The sequence below is a fragment of the Schumannella sp. GW821-FHT10F01 genome (genome assembly GCF_058809295.1).
On the sequence record NZ_JBXASM010000008.1, the window covers coordinates 25,568 to 44,586 of the forward strand.

Genomic DNA, 19,019 nt, shown 5'->3' on the forward strand with positions numbered 1-19,019 from the left:
CGGATCCTGCCAGTACGCGGCGGCACGAGCCGCCGGGCTTCCCTGAACGGCGCTCCCCTCACGACGGGGTAGGTTCTCACCAGAACGCGCGCCGATGCGCTCTCACGAACGGGCAGGTCACACGTGGCAGGATTCCTGGTCAAGCGGCTGCTGAACTACATCGCCCTCAGCGCCGTCGCCACGGCCCTCGGCTACCTGCTCGTCAGCCTCACGCTGAACCCGGCCTCGCGCTTCCTCGGCCGGAACCCGCCGGTCCCCCAGGCCTCCATCGACACCGCGCTCGACCGGCTCGGGACGAACCCGGACGTGCCGCTCGTCGCACGGCTCGGAACGTGGTTCGGGCACCTCCTCACCACGGGCTCGCTCGGCCGGAGCACTCGCGGCACCGAGGTGACGGCCGACATCATCGCGCGCTCGGGCACCAGCCTGCGCCTGCTGGTGATCGGCACCATCCTCGGCGCCATCATCGGCGTGCTGATCGGCGTCTGGGGCGCGGTCAAGCAGTACCGGGCACCCGACCAGGTGACCACCTACTCCTCGTTCGTGATCCTGGCGACGCCGACCTTCGTCATCGGCGTGCTGCTCATGGTGCTGACGACCGCGGTGAACCGCGGCACCGGCGTGCAGCTCATCAACTTCACCGGCGAGTACACACCGGGCATCACCGGCTTCTGGCCCGGCGTCGAGGACCGATTGGAGCATCTGCTCCTGCCCACCATCACCCTCACCGTGATCGCGGTGGCTTCCTACTCCCGCTACCAGCGCTCGGCGATGCTCGACGTGATGAGCGCGGACTACATCCGCACCGCCCGCTCGAAGGGCCGCACCCGCGCCTCCGCGCTCATGCGCCACGGCGTGCGCGTCGCGCTCATCCCGATGTCGACGTTCTTCGCCTACTCCTTCGGCCTCATCCTCACCGGCGCGAGCGTGACCGAGCTCGTCTTCAGCTGGCACGGGATGGGCGAGTACCTCATCAACACCATCGGCAACAACGACATCAACGGCGCCGCCGGCACGATCCTGTTCACCTCGATCCTCGTGCTCATCTCCGGCACCCTCGCCGACGTGCTCTACGCGGCCCTCGACCCGAGAGTGAGGATCTGATGACCGATCCCACGTCGCACGACCCGACGACCACCACCGTCGACGCCGCCGCGGGCGCGGACTCCGGGGAGCAGGAGGCCGTCGTCGCCGGCGGCCAGCGCCCGGGCGTCATCCGCCGCACCTTCCGCGCCAAGCGCGCCTGGATCGGCGCGGTCACGCTCGCGTTCCTGCTGCTCTGGGCGTACGTCGGCCCGCTGCTCTGGCCGTACAACGCCGAGGACTCGGACGTGCTCGCGTTCCGCTCGCCGCCGACCGCCGCGCACTGGTTCGGCACGAACGACATCGGCCAGGACGTCTACGCGCAGACGCTCGTCGGCCTGCAGAAGTCGCTGCTGATCGGCCTCATCGCCGGCCCGCTCGGCACGCTCATCGCCGGCATCGTCGGCGCGATCGCCGGCTACTTCGGCCGGACGCTCGACCGCGTGATCGTCTGGATCATCGACCTGCTGCTCGTCGTGCCCTCGTTCTTCATCCTCGTGCTGGTGAGCCCGGCCTTCAAGCAGCTCAGCTGGCTGGTGCTCGTGATCTTCATCGCGATCTTCAGCTGGATGGTGATGGCCCGCGTCATCCGCGGGCAGACCATGTCGCTGCGCGAGCGCGACTTCGTGAAGGCGGCGCGCTACATGGGCGTCGGGCCGTTCACGATCATCCGCCGGCACATCCTGCCGAACGTCGCCTCGCTGCTCATCATCGACGCCACCCTCGGCGTCGGCGCCGCGATCATCTTCGAGTCGACGCTGAGCTACTTCGGCTTCGGCATCCAGCCGCCCGACACCTCGCTCGGCACGCTGCTCGCCGCCGGATCCGCGGCGGCGGTCACGCGGCCCTGGCTGTTCATCCTGCCCGCCTCCGTGCTGATCGTGACGGTGCTGGCCACGAGCCTGCTCGGCGACGCGCTGCGCGACGCCATCGACCCCACTTCGGGAGCGAACCGTGACTGACCCCCTCCTCAGCGTCAAGGACCTCAGCGTCACCTTCGGCGCCGACGGGCCATCCCCGGTCTACGCCGTCCGCGGCATCAGCTACGACGTCAACCCCGGCGAGTTCCTCGGGATCGTCGGCGAGTCCGGCTCCGGCAAGTCCGTGTCGTCGACCGCGGTGATGGGGCTGCTGCCCGGCACGGCCGACGTGCGGGGCAGCATCCGGTTCGAGGGCCGCGAGCTGCTCGGGCTCGGCGACCGCGAGCTCTCCGCCATCCGCGGCAGCGAGATCGCGATGGTCTTCCAGGACCCGCTCTCCGCGCTCACGCCCGTCTACACCATCGGCCAGCAGATCGCCGAGGGGCTGCTGCTGCACGACCGCGCGCTGAGCCGCCAGGCGGCGCGCACCCGCGCCGTCGAGCTGCTCCGCATCGTCGGCATCCCGAACCCGCAGCGGCGCGTCGACTCGTTCCCGCACGAGTTCTCCGGCGGCATGCGCCAGCGCGCCATGATCGCGATCGCGATCGCGAACAATCCGAAGCTCATCATCGCCGACGAGCCGACGACGGCCCTCGACGTGACCATCCAGGCGCAGATCCTGGAGGTGCTGCAGGAGGCCAAGTCCATCACCGGAGCCGCCGTCGTGCTCATCACGCACGATCTCGGCGTCGTCGCCGGCAACGCGGACCGCGTCGCCGTGATGTACGCCGGCCGGATCGTGGAGCGGGCGCCCGTCGACGAGCTGTTCGCCGCCCCCGCGATGCCGTACACGATCGGGCTGCTCCGCTCGATGCCGAACATGGCAGCGCCGCGCAGCGAGCGCCTCGTGCCGCTCGAGGGACGGCCTCCCCTGCTCACCGCGCTGCCGACCGGCTGCCCGTTCGCCGACCGGTGCCCGGCCGCCATCGCGCGCTGCCGAACGGCGGAGCCGCCGCTCGAGCACGTCACCGGCCGCGGCGAGCACTTCGCGGCGTGCATCCGCACCGACGAGATCGTCGCCGGCACCCTGCCGCGCGGCGAGATCTTCCCGCGCCCGGCCGAGGTCCCGCCGGCGATCCGCGAGGACGAGTCCGGCACCTCCGTCGTGGAGCTGTCGGATGTGCACCGCACCTTCCCGGTGATGAAGGGCAGCGTGTTCCGCCGCCGCATCGGCACGGTGAGCGCCGTCGACGGCGTGTCGCTGCGCATCGGCCGCGGCACCACGCTCGGCCTCGTCGGCGAGTCCGGCTCCGGCAAGACCACCACCATCCTCGAGCTCATGGAGCTGGCGAAGCCGGAGTCCGGTCGCGTCGCCGTCAACGGCGTCGACACCGCGAAGCTCACGGCGCAGCAGCGTCGCGAGCTGCGCAGCGAGATCCAGATCGTGTTCCAGGACCCGATGGCCTCGCTCGACCCGCGCATGAGCGTCGGCGACATCATCTCCGAGCCGCTCACCGTCACCGGGGTGCCGAAGGACGAGCGCGCCCGCCGCGTCGCACGCATGCTCGAGCTGGTGGGCCTCGAGCCGTCGTACGCCGACCGCTATCCGCACCAGTTCTCGGGCGGCCAGCGACAGCGCATCGGCATCGCCCGCGCGCTGATCGTGGAGCCGAAGATCGTGGTGCTCGACGAGCCGGTGTCGGCGCTCGACGTCTCCATCCAGGCCGGTGTGCTGAACCTGCTCGAGGATCTCAAGGCCCGCCTCGGCCTGTCGTACCTGTTCGTGGCGCACGACCTGGCCGTGGTGCGGCACATCGCCGACGACGTGGCCGTCATGTACCTCGGCCGGATCGTGGAGTACGGGCCGGCGGACGCGATCTTCTCCGACCCGCGGCATCCGTACACGAAGGCCCTGCTCTCCGCGGTGCCGGTGCCGGACCCGGCGGTCGAGCGGGCCCGCCGCCGGGTGCTGCTCGAGGGCGACCTGCCGTCGCCGCTCGACGAGATCAGCGGCTGCAACTTCCGCAGCCGCTGCCCGCTCTACAAGCTGCTGCCCGAGGACCGCCAGGCGCGCTGCGCGAGCGACGACCCCGCCATGCGCCCGGTGCACGGCCGCGACGTCGCCTGCCACTGGGCGGAGGACGAGCTGCTCGAGGTCACGGTCGCGTGAGCACGGCTCCTCCCGCCGCAGCCCGGCCGGAGCGGCTCGTGCTGCGCGGCGGCTCCGGATGGTGGCTGCTCGGCGGCTCCGGTGCGATCGCGATCCTGCTCCTCGTCGACGCGGTCGTGCGCGGCAACGTGCCCGTCGCCCTCCGCGCGCTGCCGTGGCTCGCGCTCGCGCTCTGGCTGATCTGGGTCGTGCTCGTGCGGCCGTGCATCATCGTGACGCGCGAGCGGCTCGAGATCGTCAACGTGTGGACGCGCCACCTCGTGCCGTGGGACCGGATCGCGCACCTGACGAGCCGCTTCCAGCTGCGCGCCGAGCTCGACGACGGCCAGTCGCTGCGCTCGTGGGGCGCGCCGACCGCCGGCATCGACCGTGCGCCGCGATCGGCGCTGCGCGAGCAGCACACGGCCCATCAGCCGGGCCGCGGGCGGTCCTCCCGCACCGCGCTGCCGCCGGTCGACCTCGTGATCGCGCGCTGGCGCACCGCGGCGGCCGAACGCGACGACCGGGCCGGACGCGCGCCGTCCGTCAGCGGTGGCGAGGTCGTCTCGAGCGTCGACTGGCACATCCCGGCCATCACGGCAGCGCTCGTCGCGCTGGTCGTGGTGGCCGCCCTGGTCTGAGGACGGCGCGAAACGCCGCGGCTCAGACCCCGAGCTGGATGCCGGCGCCGGGGATCGCGTCGAGCAGGTCGCGCGTGTACTGCTGCTGCGGCGACCCGAACACCTCGTCCGTCGTCGCGGCCTCGACGACCCGGCCCTTCTCCATGACGCAGACGCTGTCGGCGATCACGCGGACCACCGCCAGGTCGTGGGTGATGAACAGGTAGGTCAGCCCGAGCTCGCTCTGCAGCTCCGCCAGCAGCTGGAGGATCTGCGCCTGCACGAGCACGTCGAGGGCCGAGACGGCCTCGTCGAGCACCATGATCTCGGGCTTCAGCGCGAGCGCGCGGGCGATCGCCACCCGCTGCCGCTGCCCGCCGGAGAGCTCGTTCGGGTAGCGGTCCGCCAGCTCCACGGGCAGCGCGACCTGGTCGAGCAGCTCGGTCACCCGGCTGCGACGCGACTCGCGGTCGCCCACGCCGTGGATCTTCAGCGGCTCGGCGATCGTGTTGCCGATGTTCACGAGCGGGTCGAGGGAGCCGTACGGGTCCTGGAACACCGGCTGCATGACGCGGCGCAGGGCCAGCAGGTCCTTGCCGCGGAGCCCGCCGACCTCGCGGCCGCCGACCTGCAGCGAGCCGGACGTCGGCGTCTCGAGGCCGAGCAGCAGCTTCGCCACCGTCGACTTGCCCGAGCCGGACTCCCCCACCAGCGCCATCGTGGTGCCGCGCGGGATCGAGAACGAGACGTCGTCGACCGCGGTGAAGTCGATGCTGCGGAACCCGCCCTGGCGGATCTTGAACACCTTCGAGAGGTTCTTCACCTCGATCAGCGCCGGGGCATCCGGCGCGCCCTGGTGCTCGGCGCGCGCCTCCGCCGCGGTGATGAGGTCGACGCTGCCGGCATCCGCCTCGTCGACGTGCGCGAGCGCGCCGAGATCGGACGCGGCCGACTGGATGCGGCGCGAGGCGAGGCTCGGCGCCGCGGCCAGCAGCCGCTTCGTGTACGGGTGCTGCGGGTTCTGCAGCACCTCGAGCGACGGGCCGGACTCGACGATCACGCCCTTGTACATGACCACGAGCTTCTCGGCGCGCTCGGCCGCGAGGCCGAGGTCGTGCGTGATGAAGAGCACCGCGGTGCCGGACGAGCCGGTCAGGGACTCGAGGTGGTCGAGGATGCGGCGCTGCACGGTCACGTCGAGCGCCGAGGTGGGCTCGTCCGCGATGAGCAGCTTCGGGTCGCCGGAGAGGCCGATGCCGATGAGCACGCGCTGGCGCATGCCGCCGGAGAACTGGTGCGGGTACTGGTGCAGCCGCTGCTCGGCGTCGCCGAGCCCGGCCTGCTTGAGCACCTCGATCGCCTTGCGGCGCACGTCCTTCTTCTCCGTCGCGATGCCGTTCGCGCGGATCGTCTCCTCGACCTGGAAGCCGATCGACCAGACCGGGTTCAGATTCGACATCGGGTCCTGCGGCACGAAGCCGATGTCGCGGCCGCGCATCGACTCCATGCGGGCGCGGGACGCCGTGGCGAGGTCGACGCCCTCGAAGAGCACCTGCCCGCCGGAGATGCGGCCGGTGCCGGGCAGGAGGTCGATGATCGCCGCGGCGGTGGTCGACTTGCCGGAGCCGGACTCGCCCACGATCGCGACGGTCTCGCCGTGCTGGATCGTGAGGTCGACGCCCTTCAGCGCCTTCACGATGCCGCGCTGGGTGCGGAACTCGACCTCGAGTCCGCGGATGTCGAGCAGCGGGGTGGCCTCGCTCATCGGGTGGCCCTCGCCTTCGGGTCGAGCGCGTCGCGGAGGGTCTCCCCGAGCAGGATGAAGCTGAGCACGGTGATCGTCAGCGCGGCCGACGGCCAGATCAGCGTCGTGGGGTTCACACGCAGATCGCGCTGCGCGTCGGAGATGTCGCCGCCCCACGACACGGCGTTGCTGCCGAGCCCGAGGCCGAGGAACGACAGGGTCGCCTCCGCCGTGATCGCCGCCGCGAGCGAGAGCGTCGTGACGACGAGCACCGGGGCGATCGAGTTCGGCAGCACGTGCTTGACCAGGATGCCGAAGCGGTTCTGCCCGAGCGCGGTCGCCGCCGTGACGAAGTCGGAGTTCTTGACCCGCAGCACCTCGGAGCGCATGACGCGCGCCGTCGACGGCCACGTGAACGCGCCGATCGCCAGGGCCACGACGAACACGTTCACGTACTGCGAGAGCACGGACATGATCACGACGGCCGCGAGGATGTAGGGGATCGAGAAGAAGATGTCGCCGATGCGCATGAGCACGCTGTCGACCCAGCCGCCGAAGAAGCCGGCGAGCGACCCGACCACCGCGCCGGTGATGCCGGACAGGGCGATCACGATGAGGCCGACCGCGAGCGAGTTGCCGGTGCCGAAGATCACGCGGGCGTACACGTCGCAGCCCTGCTTGTTGTAGCCGAGGATGTGCGTCGCGTCGGCCGGCTCGTTGCTCTTGACCAGCTGGCAGTAGGTGGGGCTCAGCGCCGTGAAGAGGCTCGGGAACAGCGCGACGAGCACGACGAGCACGATGAGCACGGACGACACCCAGAACAGCGGGCGCTTGCGGAGGTCGCGCCATGCATCGATCCAGAGGTTGGAGCGGCGGGTCGAGAGCGAGACCTGGTCGACGGCGGCGACCGGGGTCTCCTCGACGGCCGCGACGAAGTGGTCCGCCGAGAGCGGGGCCTTACTTGACATAGCGGATCCTGGGGTCGAGAACGGCGTAGAGCAGGTCGATGAGGATGTTGACGACGAGGTACAGCAGCACCATCACCGTCACGAACGACACGACGGTGGGCCGTTCTCCTCGGATGATCGCCTGATACAGGGTGTTGCCCACTCCGGGCACGTTGAAGATGCCCTCGGTGACGGTCGCGCCGACGAGCAGCACGCCGAAGTCGGCGCCGAGCTGCGTAGTGACCGGGATGAGCGAGTTGCGCAGCACGTGCACGGGGATGACGCGGCGGCGCGGGAGGCCCTTCGCGTAGGCGGTGCGCACGAAGTCGTTGCCGAGCGTCTCGATCACCGACGAGCGGGTGAGTCGGATGTTCACGGCGACGAGCGTCGAGGCGAGCACGAGCGCCGGCAGGATCAGGTTCGGGATGGACGCGTCGGCGCCGACCGTCGACTTGAACCAGCCCAGCTTGAACCCGAGGAAGAACTGCCCGAGGAACGCGACGACGAAGATCGGCACCGACAGGAACAGCAGGCTGACGACGAGCGAGCCCGCGTCGAAGAGCTTGCCCTTGCGCAGGCCCGCGACGAGGCCGACGGCGAGGCCGACGATCATCTCGATCACGACGGCCATGAGCGCCAGTCGGGCGGTCACCGGGAACGTGCGCACCAGGATGTCGTTCACCGACTGACCGGAGAACGAGATGCCGAAGTTGCCGGTGAAGACATCGCGCACGTAGTAGAGGTACTGCACGATGAACGGCTCGTTCAGGTGGTACTGGTCGGTCAGCTGCTTCAGCAGCGCCGGGTTGGGGGCCTTGTCGCCGAAGAGGGCGAGCACCGGGTTGCCCGGCATGGCGAAGACCATGAAGTAGATGAGGAACGTGGTGCCGAGCAGGACAGGGATCGCCTGCAGTACTCGGCGGATGACGTAGAAGACCATGGGTCAACGGGCCCGACGTCGGATCATGAGCGGAACTTCCTAGGTGGCGGTCACGGGTGCGGGGCGGCAGCTCGCGCTGCCGCCCCGCGGGTGAAGAAGTGCTGGAGCTACTTCTTCTTGATCTGGTAGTAGATCGGCACGCTGTGCCAGTCGATCTTCACATCGGAGACGCTGTCGCTGAAGCCGCCGGTGACGTTCGAGTACCACAGCGGGATCGCCGGCAGGTCCTTGAACAGCACGGTCTCGGCCTCCTGGAACTTCGCGTTGGCCGCGTCGTTGTCGGTGGCCTGCGAGCCCTCGGAGATCAGCTTGTCGAACTCGGGGTTCGAGTAGTCGCCGTCGTTCGAGCTGGCGTTGGTGGCGTACAACGGCCCCAGGAAGTTGTACAGACCGGGGTAGTCGGCCTGCCATCCCGAGCGGAAGGCGGTCGTGATCGCACGCTGCCCCTGGTCGTTCTTCGAGATCTTCGTGCGCGCCTCGGCGAACGTCGGGTAGGCGTCACCCGAGCAGTTGATGCCGGTCAGGATGTTGTTCAGCCCGTTGCAGACCGCGTCGACCCAGCCCTTGTGACCGCCGTCGGTGTTGTAGGCGATCTTGAAGTCGCCCGACCACGGGGAGATCGCGTCGGCCTGCTTCCACAGGTCCTTCGCCTTCGCCTCGTCGTAGTTCAGGACGTCGGAGCCCTCGAGGCCGGCCTTGTAGCCGTCGATCGTGGGGGCGGTGAAGTCCTTCGCCGGCGTGCGGGTGCCGTCGAAGATCTTGTCGGTGATCGTCTTGCGGTCGATCGCCATCGAGATCGCCGCGCGGCGCAGCTTGCCCTCGTCGCCGACGAAGTGCGCGAACGCGGTCTTGTCGACGTAGTTGGTCGTGTCCGACGGGATCGTGAACGACTGGAACACGGCCACCGGGGTGTTGAACGACCGGTCGCCCAGGTCGCTCTTGTACGTCGACAGCGCCGACTCCGGCAGGGCGTCGAGCACGTCGAGGTCACCCGAGAGCAGGTCGGAGTAGGCCGCGTCCTGCGTCGCGTAGAACTTGATCGTCAGGCCGTTGTTGACCGGCTTGCGGTGACCCTTGTAGTCCGGGTTCGTCGCGAGGTCGATCTGGACGTTGTGCTGCCAGGCCTTCTTGCCGCCGTCGAGCTCGTAGGGGCCGTTGCCGACCGGGTTCTCGCCGAACGCCTTGGTGACGACGCCGTCCTTGAACGCGGACTTCGGCAGCGGGTAGAACGCCGAGTAGCCGAGACGCAGCGGGAAGTCCGCCAGCTTCGACTTCAGCGCCACGGTGAAGGTCGAGTCGTCGACCTTCTTGAGGCCGGTGAGCGGGCTGTCCTCGTCGTAGCTGAAGCCCTGGATGTCCTCGAAGAAGTACGAGTTCAGGCGCTTGTTCGACAGCAGGGCGCCGTCCTGCCACGCGTCGATGAAGGAGTCGGAGGTGACCTTCTCGCCGTTGGTGAAGGTGAAGCCGTCCTTGATCTTGATCGTGTAGGTCTGCGAGTCGTCGGTCGTGATCGACTGCGCGAGGTCGTTGACGGGGGTGCCGTCCGCCTCGTAGTAGACCAGGCCCGCGAAGATCGCGTCGAGGATCTTGCCGCCGCCGACCTCGTTGGTGTTGGTCGGGATGAGCGGGTTCTGCGGCTCGGATCCGTTGGCGGTGATGTAGCTGTCCTTGCCACCGCCGCTGGAGCCCCCGGTCGAGCAGCCCGTGAGGGCGACGGCCGCGGCGATGATGATCGCGCCGGCGGCGAGCCCCGTACGTGAGATGCGCACTGATGTTCCTCCTGTGCAGAGTTGTTCGCGGCTTGAGGGCATGCGTCACCCCGGCCGTTTTCTAGGGAAACCCTAGGTAGCCTGAGGCCGGGCACCAAACCGAGCGTGGCAAACGTTACCTGACGGAAACGAACACGGCGGATCCGTGCGTGCAGGAGGCGATGGATGACGGATAACTGCGTCGAGGCGCGGCTGCTCCGTGCATCCGAGCGCCGGAGCACCGCAGGATGACCCGCCGCCGCATCTACGCCGAGGTCGCGATCGTGCTCGGGCTGTCGCTCGGGCTGTCGGCGCTCTACTCGATCACGAACCTCGTGCAGGCGTACGTGCGGGCCGCGCAGCGGCACCAGACCATCGCCGACCAGGGCACCACGCTGAACCCGACGCTGAGCGACCTGGCCGTCTTCGACCTGATCTACAACCTGCTCTCGCTGGTCGGCGACCTGGTGCCCGTCGCGCTCGTCGTGTACCTGCTCTGGAACCCGGCGCGGCCGCATCTCGCCCGGCTGGGCATCGACCTCCGCCGGCCCGGTCGCGACGCCCTCTGGGGCCTCGCGCTCGCCGTCGTGATCGGCGCGGGCGGCATCGGGGTGTATCTCGGCGCCCGCGCGCTCGAGCTCGCCGTGAAGGTCGACGCGGCCGGGCTCGATCCGCACTGGTGGACCGTGCCCGTGCTGCTCCTGTCCGCCCTCCGCGCCGGGCTGCAGGAGGAGGTCATCGTCATCGGCTACCTGTTCGCCCGACTCCGCGAGGCCGGCTGGAGCCGCTGGACCATCATCCTGTCGACGGCGGTGCTCCGGGCCAGCTACCACCTGTACCAGGGCTGGGGCGGGTTCGCCGGCAACCTGATCATGGGCGTGATCTTCGGCTGGCTCTACACGCGCTTCGGCAGGCTGCTGCCGCTCGTGATCGCGCACACGTTCATCGACGCCGTCGTGTTCGTCGGGTACCCCTGGGCGGCGCAGACCTTCCCGTCGCTGTTCTGACGGACGGTCCTCAACCCGTTCCGCGTACGCGTGTGTCGACTGCGCACGTTCGACGGTGCGCAGTCGACACACGCGTACGCGGTCGGCGTCGGGGTTAGGCGAAGGCCTCCACCGGCGGGCAGGCGCACACGAGGTTGCGGTCGCCGTAGGCCTGGTCGATGCGGCGCACCGGCGGCCAGTACTTGCCGTGCACGAGCGCGCGCACCGGGTACACCGCCTCGGCGCGGGTGTAGGCATGCGCCCACTCCCCCGTCTCCTCGGCGCCGACGATCACGCTCTGGGCCGTGTGCGGGGCGTGCACGAGCGGGTTGTCGTCCGCCGGCCAGTGCCCCGCCGCGACCCGGTCGGCCTCGGCGCGGATGGCGAGCATCGCGTCGATGAACCGGTCGATCTCGGCGAGGTCCTCGCTCTCGGTCGGCTCGACCATGAGCGTGCCCGCGACCGGGAACGACATCGTCGGCGCGTGGAAGCCGTAGTCGATGAGTCGCTTCGCGACGTCGTCGACCGTGATGCCGGTCTCCGCCCGGAGCGGACGGAGGTCGAGGATGCACTCGTGCGCCACGAGGCCGTGGTCGCCCGCGTAGAGCACGGGGAACGCGTCGCGGAGGCGCACGGCGATGTAGTTCGCGGCGAGCACGGCGGCGCCGGTGGCGCGACGGAGGCCGTCCGCGCCCATCATCCGCACGTACGACCACGAGATCGGCAGGATGCTCGGGCTGCCGTACGGCGCGGCGCTCACCAGGTACTCGGCGCCGCCGGCCGTCGGGCCCTGCGCCATCGGATGCCCCGGCAGGAACGGCGCCAGGTGCGACTTGGCCGCGACCGGCCCGACGCCGGGTCCGCCGCCGCCGTGCGGGATGCAGAACGTCTTGTGCAGGTTGAGATGCGACACGTCGCCGCCGAGGTCGCCGAAGCGGGCGTAGCCGAGCAGCGCGTTGAGGTTCGCGCCGTCGACGTAGACCTGGCCGCCGGCCTCGTGCACCGCGTCCGTGACCGCGCGCACCTCGTGCTCGTAGACGCCGTGCGTCGACGGGTAGGTGATCATCAGCGCGGCGAGCGTCTCGGCGTGCTCCGCGACCTTCGCGCGGAGGTCGCCGAGGTCGACGTTGCCGAGCTCGTCGCACGCCACGACCACGACCCGCATGCCTGCGAGCACCGCGCTGGCGGCGTTCGTGCCGTGCGCGCTCGACGGGATGAGGCACACGGTGCGCGCCGCGTCGCCGCGGGACGCGTGATAGGCGCGGATCGCGAGGAGGCCCGCCAGCTCGCCCTGGCTGCCGGCGTTCGGCTGCAGCGAGACGGCGTCGTAGCCGGTGACGTCGGCGAGCCAGTGCTCGAGGTCGCCGATCAGCTCGAGGTAGCCGGCCACGTCCTCTGCCGGGGCGAACGGGTGCACGTCGGCGAACTCCGGCCAGGTGACGGCCTGCATCTCGGTGGCCGCGTTGAGCTTCATCGTGCACGAGCCGAGCGGGATCATGCCGCGGTCGAGCGCGTAGTCCTTGTCGGCGAGGTGCTTGAGGTAGCGCATCATGCCGGTCTCGGAATGATGGGTCGTGAAGACGGGGTGCTCGAGGAACGCGCTGGTGCGGGCGAGGGGCTCGGGGATGGGCGACGCCGGCCGCCAGGTGCCGACCTCCCGACCCGCGAGCGCCTCGGCGCCGAGCGGCGCGAGCACCGTGTCGATCAGCGCCGCGTCGCCGATCATCGTCTCGTCGAAGGCGAGCCGGACGGTGTCCGCGTCGACGCGGCCGTAGAGCACGCCGGCGTCATGCGCCCGCGCGATGACGGTGTCCGCCTCCCCCGGAACCCGGACGAGCAGCGTGTCGAAGAACGGATGCTCCACGACCTCGAGGCCGGTCGCCTTCAGCCGCGCCTTCGCGTTGATCGCCTCGCGGTGCACGCCCCGCGCGATCCGCGTCAGCCCCTGCGGCCCGTGGTAGACGGCGTACATCGACGCCATGACGGCGAGCAGCACCTGCGCGGTGCAGATGTTGCTCGTCGCCTTCTCGCGCCGGATGTGCTGCTCGCGGGTCTGCAGCGAGAGCCGGTAGGCCGGGAAGCCGTCCGAGTCCTGCGAGACGCCGACGAGGCGTCCCGGGAGCTGGCGCTCGAGGCCGGCGCGCACGGCCATGTAGCCGGCGTGCGGTCCGCCGAAGCCCATCGGCACGCCGAGCCGCTGGCTCGTGCCGACGGCGACGTCGGCCCCGAGCTCGCCGGGCGGCGTGAGCAGCGTCATGGCGAGCAGGTCGGCGGCGACGACCGCGACGCCGCCCTGGGCCTTGACCGCGGCGATCACCTCCGTCGGGTCCCAGACGCGACCGGAGGCGCCCGGGTACTGGATGAAGGCGCCGAAGACATCGAGGTCCGCGGGCGGCGGGGTGAGGTCGTAGGCCGTGTAGTGGAGCCGGATGCCGACGGCGCCGGCGCGGTGCTCGAGCAGCGCCTTGGTCTGCGGCAGCGCGTCCTCGTCGACGAGGAACACGTTCGAGCTCGACCCGGAGGCGCGGCGCGCGAGCAGCATCCCCTCGACGACGGCGGTCGACTCGTCGAGCATGGAGGCGTTCGCCGTCGCGAGCCCGGTGAGGTCGGACACCATCGTCTGGAAGTTGATGAGCGCCTCGAGGCGGCCCTGCGAGATCTCCGGCTGATAGGGCGTGTAGGCCGTGTACCAGCTCGGGTTCTCGAGCACGTTCCGCTGGATGACCGCCGGCGTGACGGTGCCCGAGTAGCCGAGTCCGATCATCGCGGTGCGCACCGTGTTGCGGCGGGCGAGACCGCGGAGGGCGGCGAGCGCCTCCCGCTCGGTTGCGGCCGGCGGCAGCACGCTCGGGGCGTCGGGCGCGAGGCGGATGGAGGCCGGCACGGCCGCATCCATCAGCGCGTCGATCGAGTCGTAGCCGACCGCCTGGAGCATCTCCAGCTGGTCGACGGCGTCGGTGCCGATGTGGCGGTCGGCGAAGGAGTCCGTCATCGGAGGCGTCACTCCCCCGTCAGCGCGGCGTACTGCTCCGCGGAGAGCAGCTCGGGCAGCGCGGTGAAGCGCACCTTGACGAGCCAGCCGGCGCCGTACGGCTCGCGGTTGACCAGCGCGGGGTCGTCGACGACCGCCTGGTTCGCCTCGACGACCTCGCCGTCGACGGGCGCGAACAGCTCGCCGACCGACTTCGTCGACTCGATCTCGCCGACGACGACGCCGGACGACACGGCGGCCCCGGCCGACGGCAGGTCGACGTAGACGACGTCGCCGAGCTTGTCGGCGGCGTACTGCGTGATGCCGACGGTGGCGACGTCGCCGTCGACGGCGATCCACTCGTGCTCGGCGGTGTAGGCGAATCCCTCGGGTGCGGTCATGGCGGTCACTTCTTCCGGTCGGTGGAGCGCGAGTAGAACGGGAGCGGCACGACCCGCGCGGGGATGCGGGTGCCGCGGACGTCGAAGTCGAGGACGGTGCCCTCGGCGGCGCGGTCTGGGTCGACGAGCGCCATGGCGATCGGATGGCCGAGCGTCGGCGAGAGGATGCCGCTCGTCACCTCGCCGACGGTCGCGTCGCCGGCGAGCACCGGATAGCCGGCTCGGGCGGCGCGACGACCCTCGGCCGCGAGCCCGACGAGCACGCGGGCGCCGGCCGGCGGACCGGCGACGACCGCCGCGCGGCCGATGAAGTCGGCCTCTTTGGTCGACGGCGGCGCGATGCGGCCGAGCCCGGCCTGGGCGGGCTGGCGATCGAGGCCGAGCTCGTGGCCGTACAGCGGCATGCCCGCCTCGAGGCGCAGCGAGTCGCGCGCGGCGAGGCCGGCGGGCACGAGGCCGAGCGGCCGCCCGGTCTCGAGCAGGGCGTCCCAGAGCGCGGGTGCGGCGCCCGGGGCGACCGAGATCTCGAAGCCGTCCTCGCCGGTGTAGCCGGTGCGCGAGACGAGCACCGGCTCGCCCTGCCACCGCATGCCCATCACCGCGTAGTACGGCAGCTCGTCGAGCGAGTGGCCGAGCGCGAGCGCCTCGTCGGCGTCGAGCCCGGGCGTCGACCCGAGGATCCGCTGGGCGAGCGGCCCCTGCACGGCGACGAGCGCGTCGTCGAGCTCGTGCACCTCGGCGTCGAACGCCGCGAGCCGCTCGCGCAGGGCGGCGAGCACCGGCGCGCGGTTGCCCGCGTTCGCGACGATCGCGTACTCGCCGGGCGCGTTCGCCGTGACGATGAGGTCGTCGACGACCCCGCCGTCCTCGGCCAGCAGCATCGTGTAGCGCGCCCGCGAGAGCGGGATGCGCGAGACGTGGGCCGCGAGCGCCGCGTCGAGCGCCGCGGAGGCATCCGGTCCCGTCACCGAGAGCTGCGCCATGTGGCTGAGGTCGAACAGGCCCGCGGCCTCGCGCACCGCGCGGTGCTCCTCCAGGTCGGAGGCGTAGCGCACCGGCATGCTCCAGCCGGAGAAGTCGGTGAACGCGGCGCCGAGCGCGGCGTGCGTCGCGTGCAGCGGGGTGCGCAGCTCGGGGGCTGTCGGGGTGTCGGTCACGGAGTCCTCACGTCGGCGCGGCGAAGCGGTGGCTGGACTCCCCCTCTGTCATGGGCCTGAGAGCTTCGCTCGCCGCCCGTGCGGGCTGCGGCTTTCACCGTCGGCGGCGCACGACCGGCTCGAGACCGTGGTGCGCGCTTTCCAGAGTGGCCTGTCGATGCGGTGCTGGTGACCTGAGAGATTGGCGGGGAGGCTTGCTCCTTCGGTGCCGGCGCGGTGCTGCCGGCTCTCCCGCATCGCTGCGGCCGTGTTCGGTTGTGCGGTCAGACTACCAGCGGCCGTGTTTCAGCGACGTGACGTCTCGCGGGGCGCCGCGGTCGTCGAGCGGACGATGAGGCGGATGTCCGCCGTCGGCAGCGCGGACGCGGGCGCCTCGCCGTCGAGCTCGGCGATCAGGTGCCGCGCGGCCTCCGCCCCCTGCTCCGCGGGATCCTGCGCGACGGTGGTGAGGCCCATCAGCTCCGAGAACGGATGCCCGTCGATGCCGACCACGGAGAGCTCGTCCGGCACCGCGATGCCGAGCTCGCGCGCGGCCTGCAGCACGCCGATCGCCATCTCATCGGAGGAGGCGAACACGGCGGTGGGCCGGTCGCCCGGCTCCGCGAGCAGCCTCCGGCCGGCCGCGTAGCCGCCCTGGATCGTGAACTCGCCGTCGACGTCCCAGTCGGCGCGGTCGGCCACGCCGATCGCGCCGAGGGTCTCGAGGAAGCCCCGGCGTCGCAGTGTCGGCACGGCCGAGTTCGCGCCGACCACGTCGAGACCGGACACGTGCGCGATGCGGCGGTGGCCGAGCTCGATGAGATGGTCGACCGCGAGCCGCGCGGCGGCGAGATCGTCGATGCCGACGTGGCGCAGTCCGGGTCCGGGGCCGCCGACGGCGATCACCGGGTACTCGGTGGCGTGCAGCTGCTCCACCTCGGCCTCGTCGAAGGTCAGCGTGAGCACGATGAGCCCGTCGACCCGGCGCCGCAGGATCGAGCGGTGGAAGAGCCGCGCCCGGTCGCCCGCGATGCCGCCGAGGTTGTAGAGCACGAGGTCGTAGCCGGCGGCCCGGAGCTCGGCGTCGAGCCCGGTGAGCACGCGGGTGAAGAACCAGCGGTCGATCTCGGGCACGAGCACGCCGATCGCGCGCTGGCGCCCGGTGGCGAGCCCGGCGGCCGCCGACGACGGGATGTAGCCGAGCCGGTCGGCGGCGTCGCGCACCGCGACGAGCGTCTCCGGGGCGACGCTGGGCAGCCCGCGCAGGGCCCGGGACACGGTGGCCTTCGACAGCCCCGTCTCGCGGGCGATGTCCTGGATGCCGGCCATGCCCGCCCTCCCCTGTCGCGCCGGACCGCGGTGTGCGGCGCGCGGTCACTGTATCGCGGACGGCGGCCGACGCTCGTCGGGAAGCGGACGAGCGGCGCGCGCCTAGCGGACGGCGCCGACCGCGCAGAGCACGGCCAGGGCGGCGGCGAGCGCCATCATGAGCAGCCCGAGCCCGGTGCCGACGAGCGACACGATCCGGTTCGCCCGGGTGCCCCCGCGGTGGAAGCCCACGACCGAGAAGACGGTGCCGAGCACGAGCAGCGGGGCGAACAGCGTCATCGGGATGGCGGCGAGCAGGTAGCCCTCGCTGCGGACGAGGAGGGCGTGCAGCAGCCCCGGGAACCCGAAGACCAGCCAGAGCACCCAGTCCATCGCGCCGAGCACGAGGCCGATCGGCGCGAGCACCCCCGGTCCCGGGGCGGGCGGCAGCGCATCCTGACCCTGCTGGTCGATGACCGCGCCGACGAGCTCGGCACGCTGCGCGTCACGGCGGGTGCCGATGAGCACGGCGGCGAGCAGCACCAGGAACACGACGAGCATATCGACGGTGAGCAGGGCGTTGATCACGCGCTGCCATTGGAAGCCGACCGGGAAGCCGACCGAGGCGGCCGAGTTCGCGATGGCGAGGATCAGCGCGACGACGCCGACGGCGCCCATGAACAGCCGGCTGCGCTGCACGGGGCGGCGCACGGTGCTGGGGCTGGTCACCGCCACAGGATACGAGGATCAGCCTGAGCGTCAGCCCCCGGTCACGGCTCCACGATGCGGATCGCCGCGGTGCGGGCGCGGTCGAGATGCGCGCGGCGCTCGCGGATGACGACCACCCCGACGACGACCACCCAGATCAGCCACGGGAACGTCGCGAGCAGCGCCGTCCCCCAGCCGCCGGCGGAGTGGAACGACGTGTCGTCCGTGCCGCCGAAGGCGGTGCCGACGGCGACGAGGTTCGCGGCGGCGACGGCGAGCGCGAGCAGGCCCGTCCAGCGCGGCAGGGCGCCGGAGAGCAGCGTGAGATAGCCGGACGCGGCCGAGACGAGCGCCGTGAGCACGCAGCCGATCGAGCCGAACAGCATCGCGTGGCCGACGGTGAGGGCCCGGATGACGGACGGATCGCCGCCGCCCGGGGCGCCCGCGTCGAGCGCGGCGCCGGCCTCCATCCCGTCGCCGACGAGCGTGACCGCGACGTAGGCGACCCCGGAGGCGAACGCGAGATCGGCGATCCACTGCACGTCGGGGCGCGACTGCGTGATGATCTGCCGGAAGCCGGCGAGGAACACGAGGATCGCGGCCATGAGGAACGTGTCGACGAGGATCACGCCGAGGGTTCCGGCGCCGGTCTGCGCGGTGAAGTCGACGAGCGCGTCGCCCTCCTCGAGCCCGGGGCGGGCGCCGACCGTGACCTGCCGGATCACGAACTCGAGCACGGTCAGCACGGCGACGGCCATCGCGGCGCTGCCGGTCCAGGCGCCGACGCTCGGGGTGGCCCAACCCGGGGGCAGGCGGTTCTCGCTCACGCTCCGAGGGTAGGACGCGGGCTCAGCTCGCGCCCTCCGGCGGCGACACGAGCAGCTCGACCCGCTCCGCCACGTAGGCCGCGAGCGGGATCGGGTCGGAGGCCGAGTGCGGCGTCCACCGCACGAGCAGCACGGGAATCCCGTCGCGCTCGCCCGGCACGAGCGGGTCGGTCGGGGCGTCCGGATCGAGCGGCCGCGCGTCGAGGTTCACGGTCTCGCCGTCGGGGATGCCGACCCGCTGCGCCATAACGCGCAGCTCTCGGCGCTCCGTCGCGAGCGCGGACTGGAGCGCCGAGTGCCCGGGATCGCCGGCCCGGATGATCTCGCCGGTCGCGCGCAGCGACCCGTCGGCGCCGAGGAGCAGCACGCCGAGCCGCCACACCCGGCCGAGCGGACGCAGCCGCGGACCTCGCCGCACGCCGAGCACCGGCTTCGGCACGACCCGCTCCGCGAGCAGCTCGTCCCGGGCGCCGCCGGAGGCGAGCCGCGCGGCGGCGTCGGCGAGCACGGCCCGTGCTGCGGCCGCGGCTTGTGCGGCGGCGCCATCGGCGGAGGCGCGTCCGGTCGAGTCGCTCATGCCGTCATCCTGCC

Annotated in this window: 16 protein-coding genes and 2 riboswitches; of the genes, 5 read left to right on the plus strand and 11 right to left on the minus strand. The window is 71.5% G+C overall.

Going from position 1 to position 19,019, the window contains the following annotated elements:
- Positions 1 to 123 precede the first annotated feature (123 nt).
- Genes AC1RSJ_RS10445 through AC1RSJ_RS10460 form a run of 4 tightly spaced genes read left to right on the plus strand, consistent with a single transcriptional unit; the run spans position 124 to position 4,733 of the window.
- Positions 124 to 1,104 (plus strand): ABC transporter permease, encoded by a 981-nt coding sequence (locus AC1RSJ_RS10445; protein ID WP_493118316.1) that lies wholly within the window; start codon positions 124 to 126, stop codon positions 1,102 to 1,104.
- Entirely contained in the window at positions 1,104 to 2,045 is a 942-nt protein-coding gene (locus AC1RSJ_RS10450; protein WP_493118317.1) for an ABC transporter permease, read from the plus strand. Before AC1RSJ_RS10445 ends, AC1RSJ_RS10450 begins: the two co-directional genes overlap by 1 nt.
- Positions 2,038 to 4,113 carry an ABC transporter ATP-binding protein gene (locus AC1RSJ_RS10455; protein ID WP_493118318.1) on the plus strand — a complete coding sequence of 692 codons (2,076 nt, stop codon included), beginning with the start codon at positions 2,038 to 2,040 and terminating at the stop codon, positions 4,111 to 4,113. Before AC1RSJ_RS10450 ends, AC1RSJ_RS10455 begins: the two co-directional genes overlap by 8 nt.
- Positions 4,110 to 4,733: a hypothetical protein gene (locus AC1RSJ_RS10460; RefSeq protein WP_493118319.1), complete on the plus strand. Its 624-nt coding sequence runs from the start codon at positions 4,110 to 4,112 to the stop codon at positions 4,731 to 4,733. The genes AC1RSJ_RS10455 and AC1RSJ_RS10460 overlap by 4 nt, the downstream gene beginning before the upstream one ends.
- Before the next feature lie 22 nt (positions 4,734 to 4,755).
- Here the strand turns inward: AC1RSJ_RS10460 and AC1RSJ_RS10465 are convergent, their stop codons facing one another.
- The 4 genes from AC1RSJ_RS10465 to AC1RSJ_RS10480 all read right to left on the minus strand — a co-directional run bounded on the left by AC1RSJ_RS10465 (position 4,756) and on the right by AC1RSJ_RS10480 (position 10,112).
- Positions 4,756 to 6,477, minus strand: coding sequence for a dipeptide ABC transporter ATP-binding protein (locus tag AC1RSJ_RS10465; protein ID WP_493118320.1), 1,722 nt, complete (start codon positions 6,475 to 6,477; stop codon positions 4,756 to 4,758).
- Complete coding sequence (locus tag AC1RSJ_RS10470; protein ID WP_493118321.1) at positions 6,474 to 7,424, minus strand: ABC transporter permease; 951 nt, start codon at positions 7,422 to 7,424, stop codon at positions 6,474 to 6,476. The genes AC1RSJ_RS10465 and AC1RSJ_RS10470 overlap by 4 nt, the downstream gene beginning before the upstream one ends.
- Positions 7,414 to 8,343, minus strand: coding sequence for an ABC transporter permease (locus AC1RSJ_RS10475; RefSeq protein ID WP_493118322.1), 930 nt, complete (start codon positions 8,341 to 8,343; stop codon positions 7,414 to 7,416). Before AC1RSJ_RS10475 ends, AC1RSJ_RS10470 begins: the two co-directional genes overlap by 11 nt.
- 107 nt (positions 8,344 to 8,450) lie before the next feature.
- On the minus strand, positions 8,451 to 10,112 hold the full coding sequence (locus AC1RSJ_RS10480) for a peptide ABC transporter substrate-binding protein (RefSeq protein ID WP_493118323.1): 1,662 nt from the start codon (positions 10,110 to 10,112) through the stop codon (positions 8,451 to 8,453).
- A gap of 227 nt (positions 10,113 to 10,339) precedes the next feature.
- Between AC1RSJ_RS10480 and AC1RSJ_RS10485 the strand changes: the two genes are divergently transcribed.
- The gene (locus AC1RSJ_RS10485; RefSeq protein WP_493118324.1) at positions 10,340 to 11,098 is read left to right on the plus strand and encodes a CPBP family intramembrane glutamic endopeptidase; all 759 of its coding nucleotides are present in this window, start codon (positions 10,340 to 10,342) and stop codon (positions 11,096 to 11,098) included.
- 94 nt (positions 11,099 to 11,192) lie between these two features.
- Here AC1RSJ_RS10485 and gcvP read toward each other — a convergent pair whose 3' ends face one another.
- From gcvP to AC1RSJ_RS10520, 7 genes are all read right to left on the minus strand, one after another.
- Positions 11,193 to 14,069, minus strand: coding sequence for an aminomethyl-transferring glycine dehydrogenase (gene gcvP, locus AC1RSJ_RS10490; protein WP_493118325.1), 2,877 nt, complete (start codon positions 14,067 to 14,069; stop codon positions 11,193 to 11,195).
- Positions 14,070 to 14,077: 8 nt separating this feature from the next.
- Entirely contained in the window at positions 14,078 to 14,449 is a 372-nt protein-coding gene (gcvH, locus tag AC1RSJ_RS10495) for a glycine cleavage system protein GcvH (protein ID WP_493118326.1), read from the minus strand.
- 5 nt (positions 14,450 to 14,454) lie between these two features.
- Complete coding sequence (gene gcvT / locus AC1RSJ_RS10500; protein ID WP_493118327.1) at positions 14,455 to 15,606, minus strand: glycine cleavage system aminomethyltransferase GcvT; 1,152 nt, start codon at positions 15,604 to 15,606, stop codon at positions 14,455 to 14,457.
- Between the two features lie 36 nt (positions 15,607 to 15,642).
- Positions 15,643 to 15,756: riboswitch (glycine riboswitch) on the minus strand.
- A riboswitch (glycine riboswitch) is annotated at positions 15,757 to 15,850 on the minus strand.
- Between the two features lie 41 nt (positions 15,851 to 15,891).
- Entirely contained in the window at positions 15,892 to 16,914 is a 1,023-nt protein-coding gene (locus AC1RSJ_RS10505; protein WP_493118328.1) for a LacI family DNA-binding transcriptional regulator, read from the minus strand.
- A 102-nt stretch (positions 16,915 to 17,016) separates the two neighbouring features.
- Entirely contained in the window at positions 17,017 to 17,622 is a 606-nt protein-coding gene (locus AC1RSJ_RS10510) for a hypothetical protein (protein WP_493118329.1), read from the minus strand.
- 41 nt (positions 17,623 to 17,663) lie between these two features.
- A complete protein-coding gene (locus tag AC1RSJ_RS10515; RefSeq protein WP_493118330.1) occupies positions 17,664 to 18,428 on the minus strand; it encodes a hypothetical protein in 765 nt (254 codons plus the stop codon).
- A 22-nt stretch (positions 18,429 to 18,450) separates the two neighbouring features.
- Positions 18,451 to 19,005 (minus strand): hypothetical protein, encoded by a 555-nt coding sequence (locus AC1RSJ_RS10520; RefSeq protein WP_493118331.1) that lies wholly within the window; start codon positions 19,003 to 19,005, stop codon positions 18,451 to 18,453.
- Positions 19,006 to 19,019 lie beyond the last annotated feature (14 nt).